Source organism: Algoriphagus terrigena DSM 22685 (genome assembly GCF_000429445.1).
Taxonomy (GTDB): domain Bacteria; phylum Bacteroidota; class Bacteroidia; order Cytophagales; family Cyclobacteriaceae; genus Algoriphagus; species Algoriphagus terrigena.
The window spans coordinates 84860-103207 of record NZ_AUBW01000009.1 but is presented as its reverse complement, the minus strand read 5'-3'; the positions used below and the strand labels follow the sequence as shown (position 1 = coordinate 103207).

At 51.0% G+C, this 18348-nt stretch carries 10 protein-coding genes; 2 read left to right on the top strand and 8 right to left on the bottom strand.

The genetic code is table 11. The features are described from left to right. Positions 1 to 10: 10 nt before the first annotated feature. Positions 11 to 259, bottom strand: coding sequence for a hypothetical protein (locus tag G459_RS29825; protein ID WP_157373305.1), 249 nt, complete (start codon positions 257 to 259; stop codon positions 11 to 13). 85 nt (positions 260 to 344) lie between these two features. On the opposite strand from G459_RS29825, the gene G459_RS0109760 reads away from it, so the two are divergent. Together G459_RS0109760 and G459_RS0109755 are read left to right on the top strand one after the other, a co-directional pair. Continuing rightward, the gene (locus G459_RS0109760; RefSeq protein ID WP_026967492.1) at positions 345 to 2759 is read left to right on the top strand and encodes an FtsX-like permease family protein; all 2415 of its coding nucleotides are present in this window, start codon (positions 345 to 347) and stop codon (positions 2757 to 2759) included. Positions 2760 to 2865: 106 nt separating this feature from the next. Then, on the top strand, positions 2866 to 5337 hold the full coding sequence (locus G459_RS0109755) for an ABC transporter permease (protein WP_026967491.1): 2472 nt from the start codon (positions 2866 to 2868) through the stop codon (positions 5335 to 5337). 162 nt (positions 5338 to 5499) lie between these two features. Here the strand turns inward: G459_RS0109755 and G459_RS0109750 are convergent, their stop codons facing one another. The 7 genes from G459_RS0109750 to G459_RS0109720 form a co-directional block, all read right to left on the bottom strand. After that, positions 5500 to 6051 carry a peroxiredoxin family protein gene (locus G459_RS0109750; RefSeq protein ID WP_157373304.1) on the bottom strand — a complete coding sequence of 184 codons (552 nt, stop codon included), beginning with the start codon at positions 6049 to 6051 and terminating at the stop codon, positions 5500 to 5502. A gap of 236 nt (positions 6052 to 6287) precedes the next feature. Next, positions 6288 to 8117 carry a serine hydrolase gene (locus G459_RS0109745; protein WP_157373303.1) on the bottom strand — a complete coding sequence of 610 codons (1830 nt, stop codon included), beginning with the start codon at positions 8115 to 8117 and terminating at the stop codon, positions 6288 to 6290. Positions 8118 to 8498: 381 nt separating this feature from the next. Then, positions 8499 to 10088: a glucoamylase family protein gene (locus tag G459_RS0109740; protein WP_051315163.1), complete on the bottom strand. Its 1590-nt coding sequence runs from the start codon at positions 10086 to 10088 to the stop codon at positions 8499 to 8501. Between the two features lie 176 nt (positions 10089 to 10264). Continuing rightward, the gene (locus G459_RS0109735) at positions 10265 to 12217 is read right to left on the bottom strand and encodes a glucoamylase family protein (RefSeq protein WP_026967487.1); all 1953 of its coding nucleotides are present in this window, start codon (positions 12215 to 12217) and stop codon (positions 10265 to 10267) included. 107 nt (positions 12218 to 12324) lie between these two features. Beyond that, positions 12325 to 13419: a LamG domain-containing protein gene (locus tag G459_RS0109730; protein ID WP_026967486.1), complete on the bottom strand. Its 1095-nt coding sequence runs from the start codon at positions 13417 to 13419 to the stop codon at positions 12325 to 12327. 116 nt (positions 13420 to 13535) lie between these two features. Then, a complete protein-coding gene (locus G459_RS0109725) occupies positions 13536 to 15065 on the bottom strand; it encodes a RagB/SusD family nutrient uptake outer membrane protein (RefSeq protein ID WP_026967485.1) in 1530 nt (509 codons plus the stop codon). 21 nt (positions 15066 to 15086) lie between these two features. Further along, positions 15087 to 18182, bottom strand: coding sequence for a SusC/RagA family TonB-linked outer membrane protein (locus G459_RS0109720; protein ID WP_026967484.1), 3096 nt, complete (start codon positions 18180 to 18182; stop codon positions 15087 to 15089). Positions 18183 to 18348 lie beyond the last annotated feature (166 nt).

Here is an 18348-nt window from a genome sequence, read left to right as displayed (position 1 = left end):
AGTGGCTCAACTATTTTGCAGCATCAGAAGCGAGCTTGAAATATAAGATTTTCGCTGACAAAGGATTGGCTGAGCGCTTGCTTAACCGGTTGACAAGACCGTTGAAATTTGTCCACCAGCGCACAATAATGTTCGAGGGAATGCGGTCGCTATCCGACAAAAATGACCAAATGCGAGTTTCTGCCCATATTTTGACTGGCATGGTTAATGGATTTTCAATTGATGCAAAAAAGATGAGGTCAGTCTCTATTCCATCCATCAGAAGGAAGTTGAACGCCTGACAATTTCTCAACTATTGCAGCTTTCCAAACTCAAGCCTTTATCACTTTTCAAGCCATCATGTCATGTGGAGCAACCTCGCTAAAATATCGCTTAGAAATCTGTTGAAAAACAAGTCTCTTACCCTGATCAATGTCTCGGGGATGGCGGTAGCGCTTACGGCCTGTATGCTGATCGGACTCTACATCTTTGACGAGCTACAGGTAGATCGGCAGATCCCGGATGGTGATCGGATTGTGCGGGTTGCGACTAAGGTCGACGGGACGAACTGGGCGGGCACTCCCGCTCCGGTTTCCATGGGATTGGCGCTGGACTTTGACGAGGTGGAAGCGACTGCGCGGTTGATGAAGTTTCCAGAGCTGGACCAGATGCTTTTGAGGTATGAGGGATCAGGAGAGGTACTTCAATTCTATGAGTCCAAGGGCTACTATGCTGATTCGACGTTCTTTGATGTCGTAGCTTTTCCGATGGTCAAAGGGAACCCGGCGCGGGCGCTTCGGACTCTTTCGGGCATCGTGATTTCAACCGAATTGGCGGCTAAGTTCTTTGGGGATGAAGATCCCATCGACAAGGTTTTGACCGTGGGCTTGCCATTTGGAGAGTTTGATTATACGGTCACAGGTGTGTTTGATCCACAGCTCGCCAACTCGCATATCGACGCCAATTTTTTCCTCTCTCTGGAGAATCAGGACTTTGGACCCATCGTGAAGCAGTGGACCAACTGGGCCACCAACAATATCTTTTATACCTATGCCAAGCTGAAGCCGGAGGTGGATCCTAAGCTGTTTGAGCAAAAGGTGAACGAATACTTTGTCGACAAAGCGACCCAGGATATGAAGGCGATGGGTATCGCTAAGACCGTGTTTTTCCAGCCATTTCGGGATATTTATCTTGAGTCCAATGCGGACTACGAACTGGGAAAAACCGGCAACCTGAGCAACCTATACATCTTTGCCACCATCGCGCTATTTATCCTGCTGATTGCCTGTATCAATTTCATGAACCTGACCACGGCGCGTTCGGAGCGTAGGGCCAGGGAAGTGGGTATCCGCAAACTTTTGGGAGCTAACCGGGGAGCTTTGATTGGACAGTTTCTGACCGAGTCGGTCCTGATCGCCTTGTTGGGATTTGTGATCGCAGCAGCTTTGGTGACCTTGATTTTGCCCTTTTTCGGAGAGATGATCGGCAGGGAAATCACCGCACACGCCAGTTGGATTCCATGGGTGGCTTCGCTAATGCTCTGTGTTTTGGCGGGAGTTTTTGCCGGGATTTATCCTGCGTTTTTCCTGTCCAACTTCAAGCCGGTTTCGATCCTGAAGGGACGTTTTATGGGCAAAATCTCCGGTATCTCACTCCGGGAGGTCTTGGTGGTAGTCCAATTTTGCATCTCTGCCTGTCTGATTCTGATGGTTTTTGTGATCAAAAGCCAGATGAACTTTGTGCAGAAGCGGGACTTGGGATTTGACAAGGAGCAGCAGATTGTCATTCCCCTGAGAAGTGAAAAGGCTATTGAGAGCTTCGAAACGATGAAAAACAGCCTGATCCAAGGTTCCCAGTTCAAGTCCGTCACAATGGCCTCAACCTATCCTGGCGTGGAATCTATCGAGGATATGCTGTATTACGCGGACGGCAAGACGGTCGAAGAGGTCGTGCATATCCGGAATTCGTATGCGGGAAATGACTTCATCGAGACATTGGGTTTTGAGTTGATTGCGGGACAGAGCTACACCGCGGCGCTGACGACAGACCGCCCACTGATTATTCTGAATGAGTCGGCCGTAAAAGAGCTCGGCTTTGGAGTGGAAGAGGCGATTGGCCAAAAGATCCACTACGACTGGCGTGGGGAAAAGAATACGCTGGAGATCTACGGCGTGGTGAAAGACTTTCACTTCCAGAGCTTGCATCGGGAGATTGAACCCTATGGGTTCCGAAATGGAGTAAACGGGGGCTATTTGATTGCGAAATTTTCCCCCGGAGCTACCTCAGAAGCTTTGGCGGCAGCTGAGAAGGTCTGGGAAACGGCGCAAATCTCCGAGCCATTTACCTATTCGTTCATTGACCAGGATTTTCAGCGGAACTATGAGCGCGAGGAGCGCACCGCTAAGATCATTGTTTCTTTTGCGTTTTTGGCTTTGTTTATCGCCTGTCTCGGCTTGTACGGGCTGACGGCCTTTATGACTGAGTTGAAGACCAAGGAGATCGGCATCCGCAAGACGCTGGGAGCGAGTGACTGGAGTATTGTCAGCTTGCTGTCCAAAGACATCGGCAAGACAGTCTTGCTGGCGATCGTCATCTCAGTGCCGATCGGATTTTATCTTTCCCGAAGCTGGCTTGCCAATTTTGCCTTCCAGATCACCGTAGAGTGGTGGTACTATCTGCTGACTGGCTTGGCGGCTTTGGCAATTGCGATGCTAACCGTGAGTTTCCAGTCCATCAAGGCTGCGATGATGAATCCAGTGGACAGTCTGAAGGGCGAGTGAGGAGATTTATGATTTACGAATTTTGATTTACGAGGGCCAAGACAGTGTTTTGGCGCTTGGCCCTCGAAAACTTTACCACATTACCACTTTCCAATCCTACGAAACTATGTGGAAAAACTACATTAAAATCGCCTGGAGGAGCCTAATCCGTCAGAAAGCTTTCTCTCTGATCAATGTCCTGGGGCTATCGATAGGATTGGCCTGTTGCCTGATCTTGCTCGCCTTTGTCAAGTTTGAGCGATCGTTTGATCAGTTTCACCCCGAGTCGGAGCGGATTTACCGTGTTGTTCAGACGGTGAACTCCAACCAGAATTGGGCCTGGACAGGTGGGGCAGTGGCGCCGATGCTTCGCAAAGAATTTGCAGAGGAACTCCCCGAGGTCGTAAGCGTGACCCAAATCAGTACGTACCTGTATGCTCCAGACGGAACGGCGCCGGAGGAGAGTTTCCGCGAGGATCGTTTTATTTTTTCGGATCCGGGTTTTGAGGAGATCTTCGGCTTTGAGCTGAGTAAGGGAAGCTGGGATGGTGTCCTGGAAAATATCTATCAGGTGTTGATCACGGAGGAGATGGCCCAGAAGTACTTTGGAGAGGAAGATCCGATAGGCAAAAGCCTGATTTCCACCGGCGACTTTGCTTTTGAAGTCAGAGGAGTGCTCAAAGACCTGCCAGAAAACACCCACATGTCTTTTGACTTTGTCGCTTCCATGAATACGTTTAAGTCTTTCAATGACATACCGGTCACAGCTGATTTTGGAAGTTTCTGGTGGCCTCAGACTTATACCTACGTGAAGGCCGCGCCTCAAACGGACGCGGCGCAAATCAGCAAGATGATCCCCGAGGTCAATCCAAATTACAGGAATGCCGAGGAGGCAAAGTCCTACGTGCATTTTCTCCAACCTATCGAAAATATCCATACCAACGCAGATTTTGAGGGAGAATGGACGCCGCCGATGTCCCGTCAGACATTGGTGATTTTTCTGTTCATCGGCATCTTTGTGTTGGTCTTGGCCTGTATTAATTTCATCAATCTGGCTACCGCCCGCGCCATCAAGCGGATGAAGGAGATCGGCATTCGCAAGGTTAACGGTGCCCAGCGCGGCCAGTTGCTCAGCCAGTTTTTGGCCGAATCTTTTCTGATCAATGCCGTGTCCCTCGGATTGGGCCTGCTGATCGTCTACCTCGTCACGCCGACGATCGAGTCACGGATGGGATTTGTCATCCCGTTGGACCTTGCAGGTGATAGTTCGCTTCAGCTTTTGCTACTTGTGGTTTGGATAGGTTCTTCGCTTTTGGCGGGGATTTTCCCTGCTTTTTACCTTTCAGGGCTTCGGCCTGAGCTGATACTGAAGCAGTCTTCCCTGAGCGGAGGCAAGTCTTTGCTGCGCAAAAGTCTGGTGGTTTTTCAGTTTGTGCTTTCTGCCTTGTTGGTTTTCTGTGCCTCGGTGGTTTACTACCAGCATGATTATCTTCGAAACACGTCGATGGGATTTGACTCCGATGGTCTGATCTCTGTGAAGATGGGCAATCTCGCCAAAGAAAAAGGAGACCTTCTCAAGCAGGAATTGTCAAAAATCCCCGGTGTCAGTTCGGTTAAATTTACCAGCGACCGTCCGGGGATGGATACGGGCTGGAATCCCACAGTGGATTATCCCGGAATTAAAGAGGGGGAAACCAAAAATATCAATGTGCAGTATGTGGACGCGGGGTATTTTGAAAGCCTGGGAATCCCAATGGTGGCCGGACGGGAGTTTATCGCTGAAAGTGCGGATCGGGGAGTCTCCAAGTTGATGCGGGATCGGTTTCCTGACTTGGAAAACGTCGCCATCGTCGTCAATGAGTCTGCGCTGGATTGGTTGGGAAAAAATGCCTCGCAGGCAATAGGTGCAGACCTTCGGGTATTCACCGAGGAAAACGGGGAGCTTTTCTCAAACTATAAAGGAAACATCGTGGGAGTAGTGAAAGATTACCATACGAGGGATCTCCGGTTTAGCTTGCCCCCGACAGTTTACCTGCCCGCCCAAAATGCTGCTTTCGATGGCACCAACCATATCCTGATCAAAACGGAGCAGGGAATCTCTCCTGAGCTTTTGATCCAATTGAAAAGTAGCTGGAAATCCGTTTATCAGGGTTTGCCTTTTGACTACCGGTTTTTAGACGAAGCGATCGCTTTGCAATATGAGCAGCAGGCCAAGATTAGCTACCTGCTCGGCTTGTTTGCTTTTCTGGCGCTTCTGATTTCTTGTTTGGGCTTGTTTGGACTGTCAATTTTCACTGCCGAATCAAAGAGAAAAGAGATCGGAATCCGTCGTGTGCTGGGAGCTTCCGTGATGGGGATTGTCAATAAGATGACGACGGAGTTTCTCGTGATGGTAGTTGTGTCTCTATTGGTAGCGCTGCCATTGGGCTATTGGCTGATGGTACAGTGGCTCGAGCAGTTTGCCTATCGGGTTCCGATTTCCGTAGGGTTCTTTGTGTTGACTGCAATTGTTTCGCTATTTGTCGCGTACGCCACCGTCTCGATCCAGTCGCTCAGATCCGCACAGGCCAACCCGGTGGAATCGATCAGGAGCGAATAGAGCCTGTCAATTTCGGAAAGTCTCTGATTACGAATGCGAGCTACGATACGCGGAGCGTAAGTGACTTTTGTTTGCAGGTGCTCAGGGAGATACTTGCTGGTATGATTTCCCAATCTTGCAATCCGTCACCGCGGACAGGAGCATTTGATATTCCAATCCGAATCACTTACTGAGCTCCTTGACCTTAGCTGCGAGATCCTCAAAGGAATAGCGGTCACTGTTATTTTTTCCCACGTACCGGAAGACTTCCTTTCCATCCTTGTCCAGCAGGACCAGCGCGGGATAGTGGACGATCTGCCCGTGAAATAAGTAGCCGCCAGGAATGGCGTATTGACTCGCGAGTTTGGCTCCTGCATCCTGATAGATCGGGTATTGGAGCGGGTCGTCGGTTGCCAGTTTGTCCGCCCATTCTTTGATTTCGGCTTCTGTGTCTGGCTTGATAAAGACCTGAACTACGTCTGGAAGCGTGGCGGCTTTCTCAAAATAATCCTGTGTGTGCTTCATGCAATAGGGGCATTCGGTCTTTAGCAGGAAGTGGAGCGCGACAAACTTGCCATCGGCCTCGCTCAGGGTAAACTCGCTGTCGTCAGTCACAGAAGGAAGCGTGAAATCGCTTGGATTTTGAGCTAAACTGAAGTTTGATAACGATAGGAGTGCAATCAGCACTACGAGCGGTCGAATAGCTGGAAATGAGGTGAAGTAGCGAAGGTTCATAGGGAGTGGCCGGTAAAGTTGGACCTTGGGAACTGAGAAATAGGATAAGAAAAACTGGCCGGACTGCGGAGTTCGGCTTTTAGGAAGATGAAGATAAAGGATTTTTTTCTCGAAGGCTTCCGTTAGCAAAGAAGCCACTCTAGCAAAAAAAAACTCCCCCTTTTCACCGCGAAAGGGGGAGTTAAGCTGATCTAGACAGCTAAGCTGAGAGCAGCTGTAAATAGGACCTGTCGCGGCTAAATCTTTGCCTTGTTGTCCGATAGGAACTTGGTGATGGCATCGCCCAGCTCTTTCAATGGATTGTCGTCTTTGTTTTTTTTGACAAACTCTCGTGTATTGATTGTGTAAGCCCAGTCCATGTTGTCGCCATTACTTACGGCGAGGGTACTGGATCCGGGAGTACTACCGGCGCGAGCCGATCCATTGGCCCGTCCGCCGGTGCCCCAAACAGCATGATGTCGGATTGTCTGAACCATCGCATGAGCAGATGAGGCTATCCCACAACTTCCGGCTGCCACTTCCTTGATCATCCCATCGCCGCCATAGACGTTGGGTACTTGGAGGTCGCTGGTGACGGCAACTGCACTGAGGCCAAGTCCGGAACTTTCGGTGGCCACCTCGTTGCTGGATCGGGTGTTTGCAACTGTCGGCCAAACTTTGACTTCAGTGACTCCGATCTTATCCAACACCTCCGCCTTCAGGAAAGCGAAGTAGTCTTTGCCACTGATTTTTTCTACCACCAAGCTAAGCAAGCAAGAGCCGAAGTTGCAGTAGTTCTCCTCGTCGCCCGGATCGTTTTTTAGATTTCTTTTTTTGTACATGTAAGTCGCCAGATTCGTCTTGGTGATTGCCTTAGTCAGACCAAGCGCTGTGGCGACATCTCTCATGTCATAGGTGGAGTCATATGTATCTGCGTCAAATCCCCCCTTGTGTTCCAGTAGGTGTTTGATTGTGATATCATCGCTGCGACTGTCCTTTGGACTACTGAAACCGAGCTTACCGTAGGCTTTGGAACTCATGGAAATAGAGTTCGGGTACTTTTTGATCAGCGCATCGATGGCCGCATGTACGAAGAGTTTGGAGCAGCTCGCCAGCATAAACCGGTCGGAATTGGCGGCGGTTTTATAGTTGCTTTCTGCCCAAGTGAAGGCCTTATTGTACTTGATCACGCCCCCTTTCCCAAGACAAAGTTGGGCATAGCGGATGGCGTGTTTTTTCATAAAAGCCTGCATGATCGCGTCCAAACCGTTGGTAGCTGTCGTGCCGGTGCCGTGCGTTCTCCAGGTTCTGGGGAAAGGCTTGTGCGTGCTGGCGAACATGACGGCGAACCTGGCCGAGTTACCTTGTCCACCCGCGTCGACATGATACGGGATAAACTGAGTCTGCGTGTAGGTGTTGAACGCTGTCTGATAGCCGGAAGGGCTGATGTTGTGGCGGGCGACGACCTGCCCCCTAATCCGGTCTGTAAACATCGCGCAGTAGTGATTGTCTTCAAACACCGAGACCTGATCAGGGCTGTACCAAGGCAGTTGGATACAGGCATTGAACTGTTTTTGATATTCTGCGGAGCTGAGATCCGAATAGACCAGCCATTTTACAAACTGGGTGTTGGTAACCCAAACCCCTGCGTAATGCCGGGCGGACGAAGAACCGTATGCGGCGAACGTATGCAGGATCAGGTTGTTGGTCTTTGCACTGGCGTTTTCGGCATCAAACTGTGCTTTGGTCAAGCCATGCTTGGCGATCATGGTCGGGAAAGGCACCTTTTCGAAGACAGCCGCAAAAATCGCTGAGCTACCTGCGCCAGTCGCGGACAGGATCTTCGGCGTGTACCCTTTGGCAGTCCAGGTGTTGAAAAATGCCTGGTATTGGGCGGCATTGATGCCGTGAGTGGCCGCATAGGCTGGCCCTGATTCTTTGGTCCAGACAGCCGCATAGCGGGGACTGGATGACGATCCGTAGACACTCAGGGAAATCATCCGAAATCCCGCTGATGAATACTTGTTGAAATTGGTTTGGTGCTGGGCGCCCGTGACGCCATGGTAGGCAGCGAATGGTACTGGCATAGAAGTGAGGTTTATTGTGAAAAATGAAAAGAAAAAAAACTCGTATCGAGTCGTATTGACAGCATTAAAATCTCTGAAAAAATACACCGATTTTCGGTTCAGATCAAGATTTATATTTATGTAAAAATCTAATTGTCAGTGAGTAAGGGTTCTTGGGGTCTTTTCGGCTTTTTTGATTGAGATAAAGAAAAAGGGTTGAGCGTCAAAATAACTTCCTTCGCCATCCGCGTATAGAGAATTCTGAGGTTCACCATCAGAAATTAGCCTGTCGAAGCCATGCTTCGACAGGCTAAGGAACCGTCCTTCATTTCATAAATGAACAGTATATCCAATCTCCGTCCTCCAAACTCCCTGCTTCCAAACCTCCAACCTCCCAACTTTCTATCTTTCAAATCCCAGCTTTTCCAATCCCGCTTGAATCTCCGGAGCGCCCATAAAGAGCTTCCAGCCGAGTCCCGACCGGTAATTTTCGATCATCGCGACCATGGGACCTTGGTCGATGGCGAGGTATCTGGTGGGATAGTAATTCGCCTCAGGACTCATCGCATCGTAGAAGCCATATCGACCGAAAACCTTCTCACCATAGTTGTAATATAGGTTTTTGAGTACCTGGATGCTTTCTTTCGGAGTATAGGGCATCGAGGAAAGTGCGGCTGTAGGACTGATCACGCCCAAATCCTCCGCAGGACGATGTGCGGCGTAGCCTTTGACCGAATAGCTCGCCGTGAGACCCCAGAGATCCTCCCCGTAGCCTTTGTGCCCGCCTTCGTTTTGGATGCACCAAGCCCGGTTGATCAGCGTGTGGTTGCGGTTTTCCTCCCAATAATCTGCATAGCGGTCTTTGAGACCTTTGGGATTCAGTCCGAGATAAGAGTAATGTGCCCAAAATAGCGGCCCGCCCATCGCTTCAGAGCCGTTGTGCTTCAGTTTGAGCTTATATCCGAAGGCTTCCACGTCGGTATTGATCCCGCCGCTTCTCGCCCAGCCCTTGTGATAAGCGCTCGCGGGGATCGTGTGCGTAGGAGATGCGGCTGCGAGGATGTAGGTGATCAGACATTCATTGTAGCCTTCGAGCGCGAAGTTCATCTGCCATTCCTTGTCTGGCGACCAATGCCAGTACAGCACATCCTTGCCGCCCTGCGTGTACCAGTCCCATTCCATCTCCTTCCAAAGCTGGTCGATCTTGGTAGCGATGGCCTTTTCCTGCTCAGAGCCGTCTTTGTAGAATTCCCTAACAGCCAGGAGACCTTGCATTAGAAAGGCTGATTCGACCAGATCTCCGCCGTTATCATTGGGGCTGAAGGGCTTCACCTTGCCGGTCTCTCCATAGAGCCAATGCGGCCAGACTCCGTGAAAGCGATCAGCCTTTTCGAGAAAGTTGACCATCTTTTCGAAGTGATCTGCGCCTTCTTGTCGGCTGATCCAGTTGCGCTCGATCCCCGCCAAGAGCCCAAAAATTCCGAAGCCTGTTCCGCCGGTTGTCACCACTGATTGATCATCTTCAGGATAGTCTCCGTCGATATGAATGCGTTCCGGCGCCATACCGGAGTTCGGCTCGGCGCCCTGATAGAAATATCGGAAGGTGTAATATTCGACCATATTGACCAGCTCTTCGTCTGAGAAATCCCTCGTAGAAGCGTTGGTGATTCCCAGATCCAAAGAACCACCAGTCTCGTCGAGAGCGAGCACTTTGTATTGGAGTTTGAGGTTTTTTCCGAGGTCATTCACGAAGTCCATGTACAGCGTGTCCTTCACTGTGGCCCGCTTGGTAAACTCATTGTTTTCAGTGCTGACCCAGACTTCATAGGAGCTGACGCCGGGTTGCTTGGGCCATTGGAGCTCGACGTGGCGGTCGTAGCCTTTGGCTATCACTGGGCTGGGTTGGTTCGCGTTTGGTTTGGTACATGCCGAGAAGATTAGTATGCTCAAGGCAAAAACCGAAATAGATGGGCTTTTCAACTTTATTTTCATGGTTTTTCGGGTTTTAAAAGGGATGAAATCGAGCATGACTCAGGCGTCACACACTCGGATGATTATAATATGCGAGATTCTCCTGATCCGCCGCGGCGGGCGGAACAGGCTATATGACTTTTAAAAGACAAATTATCATCATATGAAAATGAGTGTTTCCAGATGCATATTGGATACTAATAGGTGAATTCGAGTTTATCCAAACCTGCCTTGATCTCAGGGCTTTTCATGAAAAGATCCCACAGCAGGCCCGTCCGGTGGTTTTCGATCATGATCACAATCGGGCCTTGATCGATGGCTAGATAAGAATCAGAATACCAAGATTCTGTGATATTGAAAGCGTCATAAAATCCATACTCGCCCCAGATCCTTTCTCCGAGTGAATAGTAGAAGAACTTCAGCGCCTTCATAGACTCATCGGGAGTGTAGGGAAAAGACGAAATAGCTGCAGTGGGAGTGATCACACCGAGATCGTTGGTCGGGGAGTGGGCGCTGTAGCCCTGCTGGTTGTCGCTCGCCGTGAATCCCCAATTAGCGTCTGAATAGGCCACGAAGCTTTTTGGATTGGCAACGGCATGGGCCTGATTGATCAGGGAGTGCTGGACATTTTGCTCCCAATAATTGGCATATTTATCTTGGAGTTTACGGGGATCCAATCCCAAGAAAGAATAATGGGCAAAGAACAATGGACCTCCATAGTCGACGCCAAGAGGCAAAGACTCTCCATAGAATGTTTTTCCATTCCGGATCGAGCCGCTTCTTGCCCAGCCCTGATCATAGGTTCCTTTGTCGATGGGATGTGTCGGGGAGGAAGCCGCCAGCACATAGACGATCAGAGCTTCATTGTATCCGCTGACCGGTAGATTCATCTCCCAGGCGTAGTCTGGCGACCAATGCCAGTACAGCACTCCGCTGTCGGCTTTGGTGTACCAGTCCCATTCTACTTCGTGCCAAAGCGTCGTGATCTGATCGATGAGGGCTTTTTCGACTGGATCGGCAGGATTGAGATAGGCTTGGACGGTGAGTAATCCCTGCACCAGCAAGGCAGTTTCTATGAGATCTCCTCCGTTGTCTTTCGCGCTAAATGGGATCGTCGTCCCGGTGTCTCCATTGAGCCAGTGAGGCCAAGCGCCATGAAAACGGTCTGCTTTTTCCAAAAAACCGATGATCTGACTCCACCGCCCCACTGCTTGGCTTCGGGTGATGAATGCCCGCTCCACGCCGACGATCAGTGCCATGAGTCCAAAGCCGCTGCCACCGGTGGTCACGGTGTTTCCCGAGGTGTTCCGTTCTCTGGCCATGCCGCTCGCCGGATGGGCAAAGTCCCAGAAGTAGCGGAAGGTGTGTTCCTGTACTTTAGTCAGGAGTTCTTCGTCCGATAGGAGCGGAAATTTCGGATTTGGATCCACGGCGGTGTAAAATCCCTGCTGCCAGCCCGAAAAGGATTCACCGTTGACTCCGGTGAGGGTTTCGTCCAAAGATAGCTGATACTGCTCCAAGTCGCTTAGCGGAATGGTAGTCCGAACTTGGAGCACTGTTTGGTTTTCCGTCAGGTCAAAAGCCAAAGGAGGAACATCTGGGCCGGTGAGCTTCAAAGCAGCTTCTATGCTGCCAGGATCAAGAGGAAAGTTGAAGCGAAGCTGGGCTTCAAATGCCGCAGCTACATTCTGTATTATTCCATTTGGGAGTGTTTCCTCACCTGCTAGCGCCAGATCTGTAATAACCATTGACCCGCTCTGAGTTTTGAAGGAAAGTGTCTGCCCGCCAAAGTTGCCACCCGAAGATGATTTCAGCGAGCTGAGGATCTCCAGCTGATGAAGTTGACCACTTTGAAGTCCGCCCAGCGCTTGGAGGGTAATCGTGTGACCTGAGATCAAATTGACGTTCGTCTGCAGGACCTGACCCTCAGCTTTCAAGATCACCGATTCAGAGGTGGTGGCCGGATCGAGATTTTCTGAAAACTTCAAACTGATGGTTCGATCCATCGGAATGTCTTCCGCGACGCTGCCATCTAAGGGGATTTCCAGTTCGCCTGCCGAGGCTTGCTGTAGTGTCATTTCGGGATGTTCCTCTTCCTTGCACGCACCTAACAGAATCAAAAATCCCATGTAAAAAAATAATGTTTTCATGTGCGACATACTCGATTTCATCTTCGAAAGGTCATGAAGCCGAAGTCGTCTCCGTCGATTTTCCCGCAGGAAAAACCAATATCGACGACTCCGGCCAATGAAATAGATTAAGGCTGCTCGTTTGCGATGATCGTTTGGATCTCTTCCAGACTCAAGGCCTTATTGAATATCCGCAATTCGTCCATGAAACTTCTGTCAGAGACGTGTCCCCACTCCACAAATCGCGGCGCACCGGACATGACGGAAAGGATATCGCAACCTTCCCAGTCAACTCCCGTGAATGCGCCTTTGCTCGCAACCTCACCATTGATGTACACCGCTGCCTCTGTGCCGGAGATGGTGAATGCAATATGTATCCAGCCAGTGTCGACGGTAGGATTGATCGCGGCGTTGTCGCCTCCGTCAAACCAGGAATCTGCGGTGCCGTTGCCCACGTTGAGTTTGAATACCTGTCGGGTAGCTGACCCTTCGCGGAAGAGACGGAATCCGCCCGTGCGGTTGTTCATGTTGGAGGGGTTTACCTCATCCGGAGGGCCGATGACCAGGATTCCTGCACGGTCGGGACTTGCATTGATCTTGTACCAAAAAGAGGCGCTGAACTCTTCGCTGAGCAATCCCGTGGTCGGAAACGTAAGATATGCCCCCGTTGCTCCGGCATAGGCATTGGTGCCGGCCACACGGTCTTGGGTAAATGCGGGAGCGCCTACAGCAGTGGCTGCCGTGAGCGACACCAGGTCGAGATTTTCCGCGTCAAATGGCGCATAAAAAACCTCTCCGTCGTACTGGGGCTGATAGGGCTCGGCCTTCTGAAAGTTTATGGTTTCCTCAGTGGTTTTGCCTGAGAGATCGGTCGCGATCACCTTTAGGGCATGCTCCCCGTTGTCCAGTTGATCATAGGGGAGGGTCACTACCGCCCGGCGATAATCTATGAAATCCGAGTAAGCACCGATCTCCGTGCCGTCCATCTGTACCTTGATATCACCGATCTCAATGTCGTCACTGACTTCGAACTTAATGTCGATCGCGGTCACGTCTTCGGTGACGCGGATCATAGTGCCTTCCGATGGAAAGGAGACAGTGACTTCGGGCGCGGTCTCGTCCGCACCTGCCGCAACGGGAGTAATCTCGTCGATGTAGCTGTCCTTGCAGGAAAAGCTAAGCAGCAGCATGCCTGTCAATAGTATATATGAATTGATTTTCATCTTGTATTTTGTTTTATAAAGGTCCGATCGAATCTCGCGTTGCTTAATCATCCCAGTGTGTGACGTTTTTGGCTCTGCTCGATTTCATTGCTTTTGGGTTTGACTGTTTGTAGAAATCACGGTTGAGCCTCTTTCAGTTGAGGGAGGATGTCCAGCTGCTCCAGCGGATAGGGGAGGAATCGATCGGCTTCTGTATAGGTTCTTCCCTCATAGTTGAGCGGTTCGGTTTTTCCATAGCGGACCAAATCATTGAATCGGATTCCCCATTCCGTAGCGAATTCGGCGAATTTCTCATCCAAGACCTGGTCCAAGGTCACTCCTGAAAGTGGGCCAAGTCCTACCCGGCTTCTGACGGCATTCACTGCCTGATCGGCTGTCATCGCGGAGCTCGTCGCTCCATTGGTGAGGGCCTCGGCATGCATCAGCAGGACTTCGGAATATCGGATGACGGGCATGTTTTTGTTTTCCCCATAGGTGAAGCGACCGGGTGTGAGCTGCTTGGACGGCAGATAGAATTTCCCGCTGAGAAACTTGTACCTGGGGTGGTTGTTAAACACGTCACCGTCCTTAGAGGTGTTGCTGATCCAGGCCGGAAGGGTGGCATAGGCAGGATCGGATTTGATCTGTGCGATGCCGTCGGGCGTGAAGAGCACGGTGGCTTCCAATCTCTCCCGCTCACCGCGGTCCAGCATGAACTTGATGTAGGTGGCACTAGGCTCCCAGAATCCCCATCCAGCGCCTGCGCCGGCTACGGCCGGAGTCCAGCTTGCTGGCCCAAAGAAGTCCCAAAGGTATCTGTTCACGGTTCCTGTGGGAGTGCCATAGTCAGAGTACTGGAGTTCCATGAGGTTTTCACCGCTCAGTTTTCCGGGGATTTTGAACAGCTGATAGTAATCATCCTGAAGGGAAAAACTTCCCTCAGCAATGATCTCTCCCGTCGCATCTGCTGCGGCCTGGAAGTTTTTGAGTTCGAGATTGGCCATGGCTTTGACCGCAAGTGCCGTGTATCGAGAGACTCCGCCGGGGATATCGGTTCGTTGGTTGGGACGCACGGAAGCCAGAGCCGGAATTGCTTCGTCCATCTGATCAGAGATGTGCTGCATCACCTCATCGTAGGTGGACAGCTCCACGCTATAGAGCTCTCTCGGCTGGGAACTGGTCGGGATCAGGATGTTGCCCCAGAGCCGGGCCAGTATCAGCAGTTCAAAGGATCTCATCACCTTCATCTCTGCGATGTACTGATTGGTCAGTGCCGCGCTGGCTCCTGCCTCCTGGTACTTCATCAATTCTTCCATCGCGCCATGCCAGTAGATGATGTCTGAGTAGAGGTTGAGCCAGGTGGAGTTGTAAAGCCAAAAGTTGCGGTCGTATTCGAAGAGATCCGTTTGGATGAGTGGTTGTTGATCACCTGCTGGATTTACGTCGTCTCCACGCAGGGCGATGGTCGGGAAGGATTCCCATTGCAGGTCATTGAGCTGAGCATAGGAGCCATAGACCAACAGCATCATATTCTCGGTCTGCGTGTAGTCCGTCTCTTCTACTCTCTGGACGTTTTCGAGGGGTTCGTCTAGGAGGTCTGTACAGGCCATCGGTAGAAAAAATGCCGGAGCCAGTGCCAGTATCGATAGTTTATTGAATAGTCTCATGAGTTCTCGGTTGTTTTGGGATTAAAACTTGACATTCAGACCTAGAGTGTAGACTGCCGGAATCGGGTAGGTCTGACGGTCTATGCCGTTTGCTACTTCCGGGTTGAAGCCATTGTAGCTGAATACCGTCAGCGGCCGCTCTGCTGTGAAAGTCAGTCGAGTCGCTGGGACTTTTCCTCCGAAAATATCCCGGAAGGTATATGCCATCTGAATGTTTTGGATTCGGAAATACGTGCCGTCTTCTACGAAATAGGTGCTAAAATTCTGATTCCAGCCCTTTCTGAGACCAGCGGCCGAAGGATACTTGTCAGAAGTGCCTTCTCCCCGCCAGAGGTTGGTAGCCAGATCAGCATCGATGTTGGTATCATTGGTGAAGATGATCTCGCCGCGCTTTCTGTTGAGGATTTTGTGACCGGACTGCCCTTGAATCAGAGTCGAAAATTCCAGGTCTTTCCAAGAGAATCCAAGATTTGCTCCATAGGTCAGTTTGGGAAGGAAGGAACCCAACACGACTCTGTCCTGATCGTTGATCACTCCGTCGCCGTTTTGATCCTTGAAGATCAGATCCCCCGGCACGAGATTTCGTTCGGTGATAAACTCGGCGGTGTAACCGCTGTTTTGGATCATCTCTTCATTTTGGAACACGCCGGTCGCTTCGTAGCCGAAGAATGCCTGATAGGGCTCGCCGACGATAGAGCGCTGTCTGAATTCGGCAGAACCGGCGTCGAGACTTGGCGGCCCACCGAGGCTTTGCACGGTGTTTTTCAGCGTGGCGAAATTTCCTCCGATGAAGTAGGAGAAGTCGTCGTTGATCTGATCCGCCCAAGTGATATTCAACTCCACCCCTTGGTTTCTGATTTCTCCAACACTACGTCTTTCTGTAGATCGAAATACCGGAGGAATGACGCTGACAGCCAAGTTTTTGGTATCCCGGATGAAGTAATCCGCATCGATGGATAGCCTATTTTCCAACAGCTTGGCATTTAGCCCAAAGTTCTTCTCAACGGTGGTTTCCCATCGGTCGATCAGGTCAAAAGTCGGGTTGAGTCTTCTGCCGATGTAGCGGATATCTCCCAAGGCGGTGCTCGTTTCCTCGAGGGTGGGAGCGCCGATGGATGGACGGATCCCGTCGTTTCCGAGTTGGCCCCATGACGCGCGGAATTTGAGGAAATTGATGGCTTCAACTCCAAAAAACTCCTCCTCGGTAATCACCCAGCCGGCGCCGATGGTGAAGAAATCCCCCCATTTCTGCTGGAATTTGTTGTTTCCGTCCCGACGATAGGTACCGTAAAGGAGGTATCGCTCGTCGTAGTTGTAGGCCACCCGACCAAAGAAGGAGAGGTAGTACAGCTGTGAATTGATCGTATTGTCATTGACGTCTCCGATGCCGTTAAGGTCCAGGTTCTGTGCATTGGACAGGTACCAAAACTCTTCATTTTCCCAAGTTGGATTGGGACTCAAGCCGGTACCTCTGGCAAACAGCACTTCGCCGTATTCACTTCGAAACGACTGTCCGGCTGTCACGGTCAGTAGGTGATCTCCCCAGTTGTTGTTATAAGTGAAGTAGTTGTCGATGATCTGGTTGAATCTTGCCTCGTTCTGCTTTCTCAAGGCTGATGGAGATTCGGTCACCCCGTCATTGTAGGCGAAATTGACGTTGCGGGCGTTGATCATACTGAGACTGTAGTTGTATGACGTTCTAAAGTCAAGCTTGTCAGGTATCAGGTTGATATCCGCGTAGATGTTACCGGTCACCTTTGCGACGTTGTTACGATTGTCGGTGTAGAGGAGCGGATAGAACGGGTTTTGACTTCCTCTGTAGCCAACCTGCTGCGCGTTAGAAAGCATCTCGGGTGTGGCGGCCGTGTTGAGCGGATCGTAGACCGGGATGGTAGGCACTGAAAAATAGGCCCTGAACCAAGCCGCGTCTTCGCCCACATATTGCCGGGATACCGCGAAGTTGAAGTTGCCTCCCACGGTCAGCCAATCCTTGATGTCGGTGTCTATTTTTGCCCTAAGATTGATACGCTTGTATTCGTTTCGGATCTCATTCTGCAGGCCGTCTTGGGAGAAATAGCTCCCGCCGATGGAGTATCGGGTTTTTGCAGAGCCTCCGTTGAATGAAAGACTGTGATTTTGGATCGAAGCTGGGCTCATGATCTCAGAGTACCAGTCGGTATTGACATCCGGAAGACTTGGATCCACGCGGCTTCTGCCGTAGCGCTGAATGGCATTTTCCAAAAAGGCGATGTCCGGCGCTGAGCCTGTTTCTCTGATGTATTGGGCAAACTGCTGGGTGTTTGCCATCTTCAGTACATTCTGCGGCACCTGAATACCGAAGTAGCCATCGTACACGACCTCGGGAGTTTGCTCGTAGGCTCCGGACTTGGTGGTAACCAAGATGACTCCGTTCGAAGCGCGAACTCCGTAGATCGCGGCGGCGGAGGCGTCTTTGAGCACGGAGATGTTTTCGATGTCGTTGGGGTTGAGGAAGTCGATGTTGTCAAAGAACATTCCGTCGACCACATACAGCGGAGCGGCATTTCCCTCAAACGAACCTACTCCCCGGACTCTCACCGTAGGGGAAGCGCCCGGTGCACCGTTGCTGACGATCTGTACACCCGCCACTCGACCCTGCAGCGACTGCATGGCGTTGGGCGCGGGAGTTTTGACGATGTCCTCGGTCTTGAGGGTAGAGATGGAAGAGGTGAGGTCCCGCTCCTTTTGGGTTCCGTAGCCGATCACCAAGACCTCGTCCAAGGAACCGATGGCTTCCTGTAGGGTTAAGTCGATGGTCGTCTGATTGCCGACTAGGATCTCCTGGGCTTCATAGCCTACGAAGGAAAACACCAGAAGGGCTTCGGGAGAAGAGACGGTGATGGAGTATTTACCGTCAATGTCCGTGACGGTTCCGTTGTTGGTTCCTTTTTCAAGGACAGTGACGCCGGGGAGGCCGAAGCCGGTGGCGTCGAGGATCGTTCCGCTGACTTGGGCGGACTGGGCAAATGCCGTAAGTGAAACGGACCAGACTAGCAGGGCCGTCATCATGGAAAGTTTGGCGAGAGAGCGAATCTCTGCCTTCCATGCCTCCTTACTCGATGGTAAAGGCATCTTCATACGAAAGAAATTTTGGGTTTGACTAAAGAATTTGTGGTAGTCTCCGGCTTTTCCGTGAGAACGTCATGAATGTAGAAAAGAGAAAAGCGGAGAAGATTGAATCGGTACTGCCAAACTGATAAAAATCCGGTTTTAACGAAATTTTAGAGAGTCAAATATCCCCGTT

What these genes read in the sequence shown, in the direction of transcription:
- G459_RS29825 (WP_157373305.1), bottom strand. Translation starts at nt 259, where the DNA reads ATGGATGGAATAGAGACTGACCTCATCTTTTTTGCATCAATTGAAAAT.
- G459_RS0109760 (WP_026967492.1), top strand. Translation starts at nt 345, where the DNA reads ATGTGGAGCAACCTCGCTAAAATATCGCTTAGAAATCTGTTGAAAAAC.
- G459_RS0109755 (WP_026967491.1), top strand. Translation starts at nt 2,866, where the DNA reads ATGTGGAAAAACTACATTAAAATCGCCTGGAGGAGCCTAATCCGTCAG.
- G459_RS0109750 (WP_157373304.1), bottom strand. Translation starts at nt 6,051, where the DNA reads ATGAACCTTCGCTACTTCACCTCATTTCCAGCTATTCGACCGCTCGTA.
- G459_RS0109745 (WP_157373303.1), bottom strand. Translation starts at nt 8,117, where the DNA reads ATGCCAGTACCATTCGCTGCCTACCATGGCGTCACGGGCGCCCAGCAC.
- G459_RS0109740 (WP_051315163.1), bottom strand. Translation starts at nt 10,088, where the DNA reads ATGAAAATAAAGTTGAAAAGCCCATCTATTTCGGTTTTTGCCTTGAGC.
- G459_RS0109735 (WP_026967487.1), bottom strand. Translation starts at nt 12,217, where the DNA reads ATGAAAACATTATTTTTTTACATGGGATTTTTGATTCTGTTAGGTGCG.
- G459_RS0109730 (WP_026967486.1), bottom strand. Translation starts at nt 13,419, where the DNA reads ATGAAAATCAATTCATATATACTATTGACAGGCATGCTGCTGCTTAGC.
- G459_RS0109725 (WP_026967485.1), bottom strand. Translation starts at nt 15,065, where the DNA reads ATGAGACTATTCAATAAACTATCGATACTGGCACTGGCTCCGGCATTT.
- G459_RS0109720 (WP_026967484.1), bottom strand. Translation starts at nt 18,182, where the DNA reads ATGAAGATGCCTTTACCATCGAGTAAGGAGGCATGGAAGGCAGAGATT.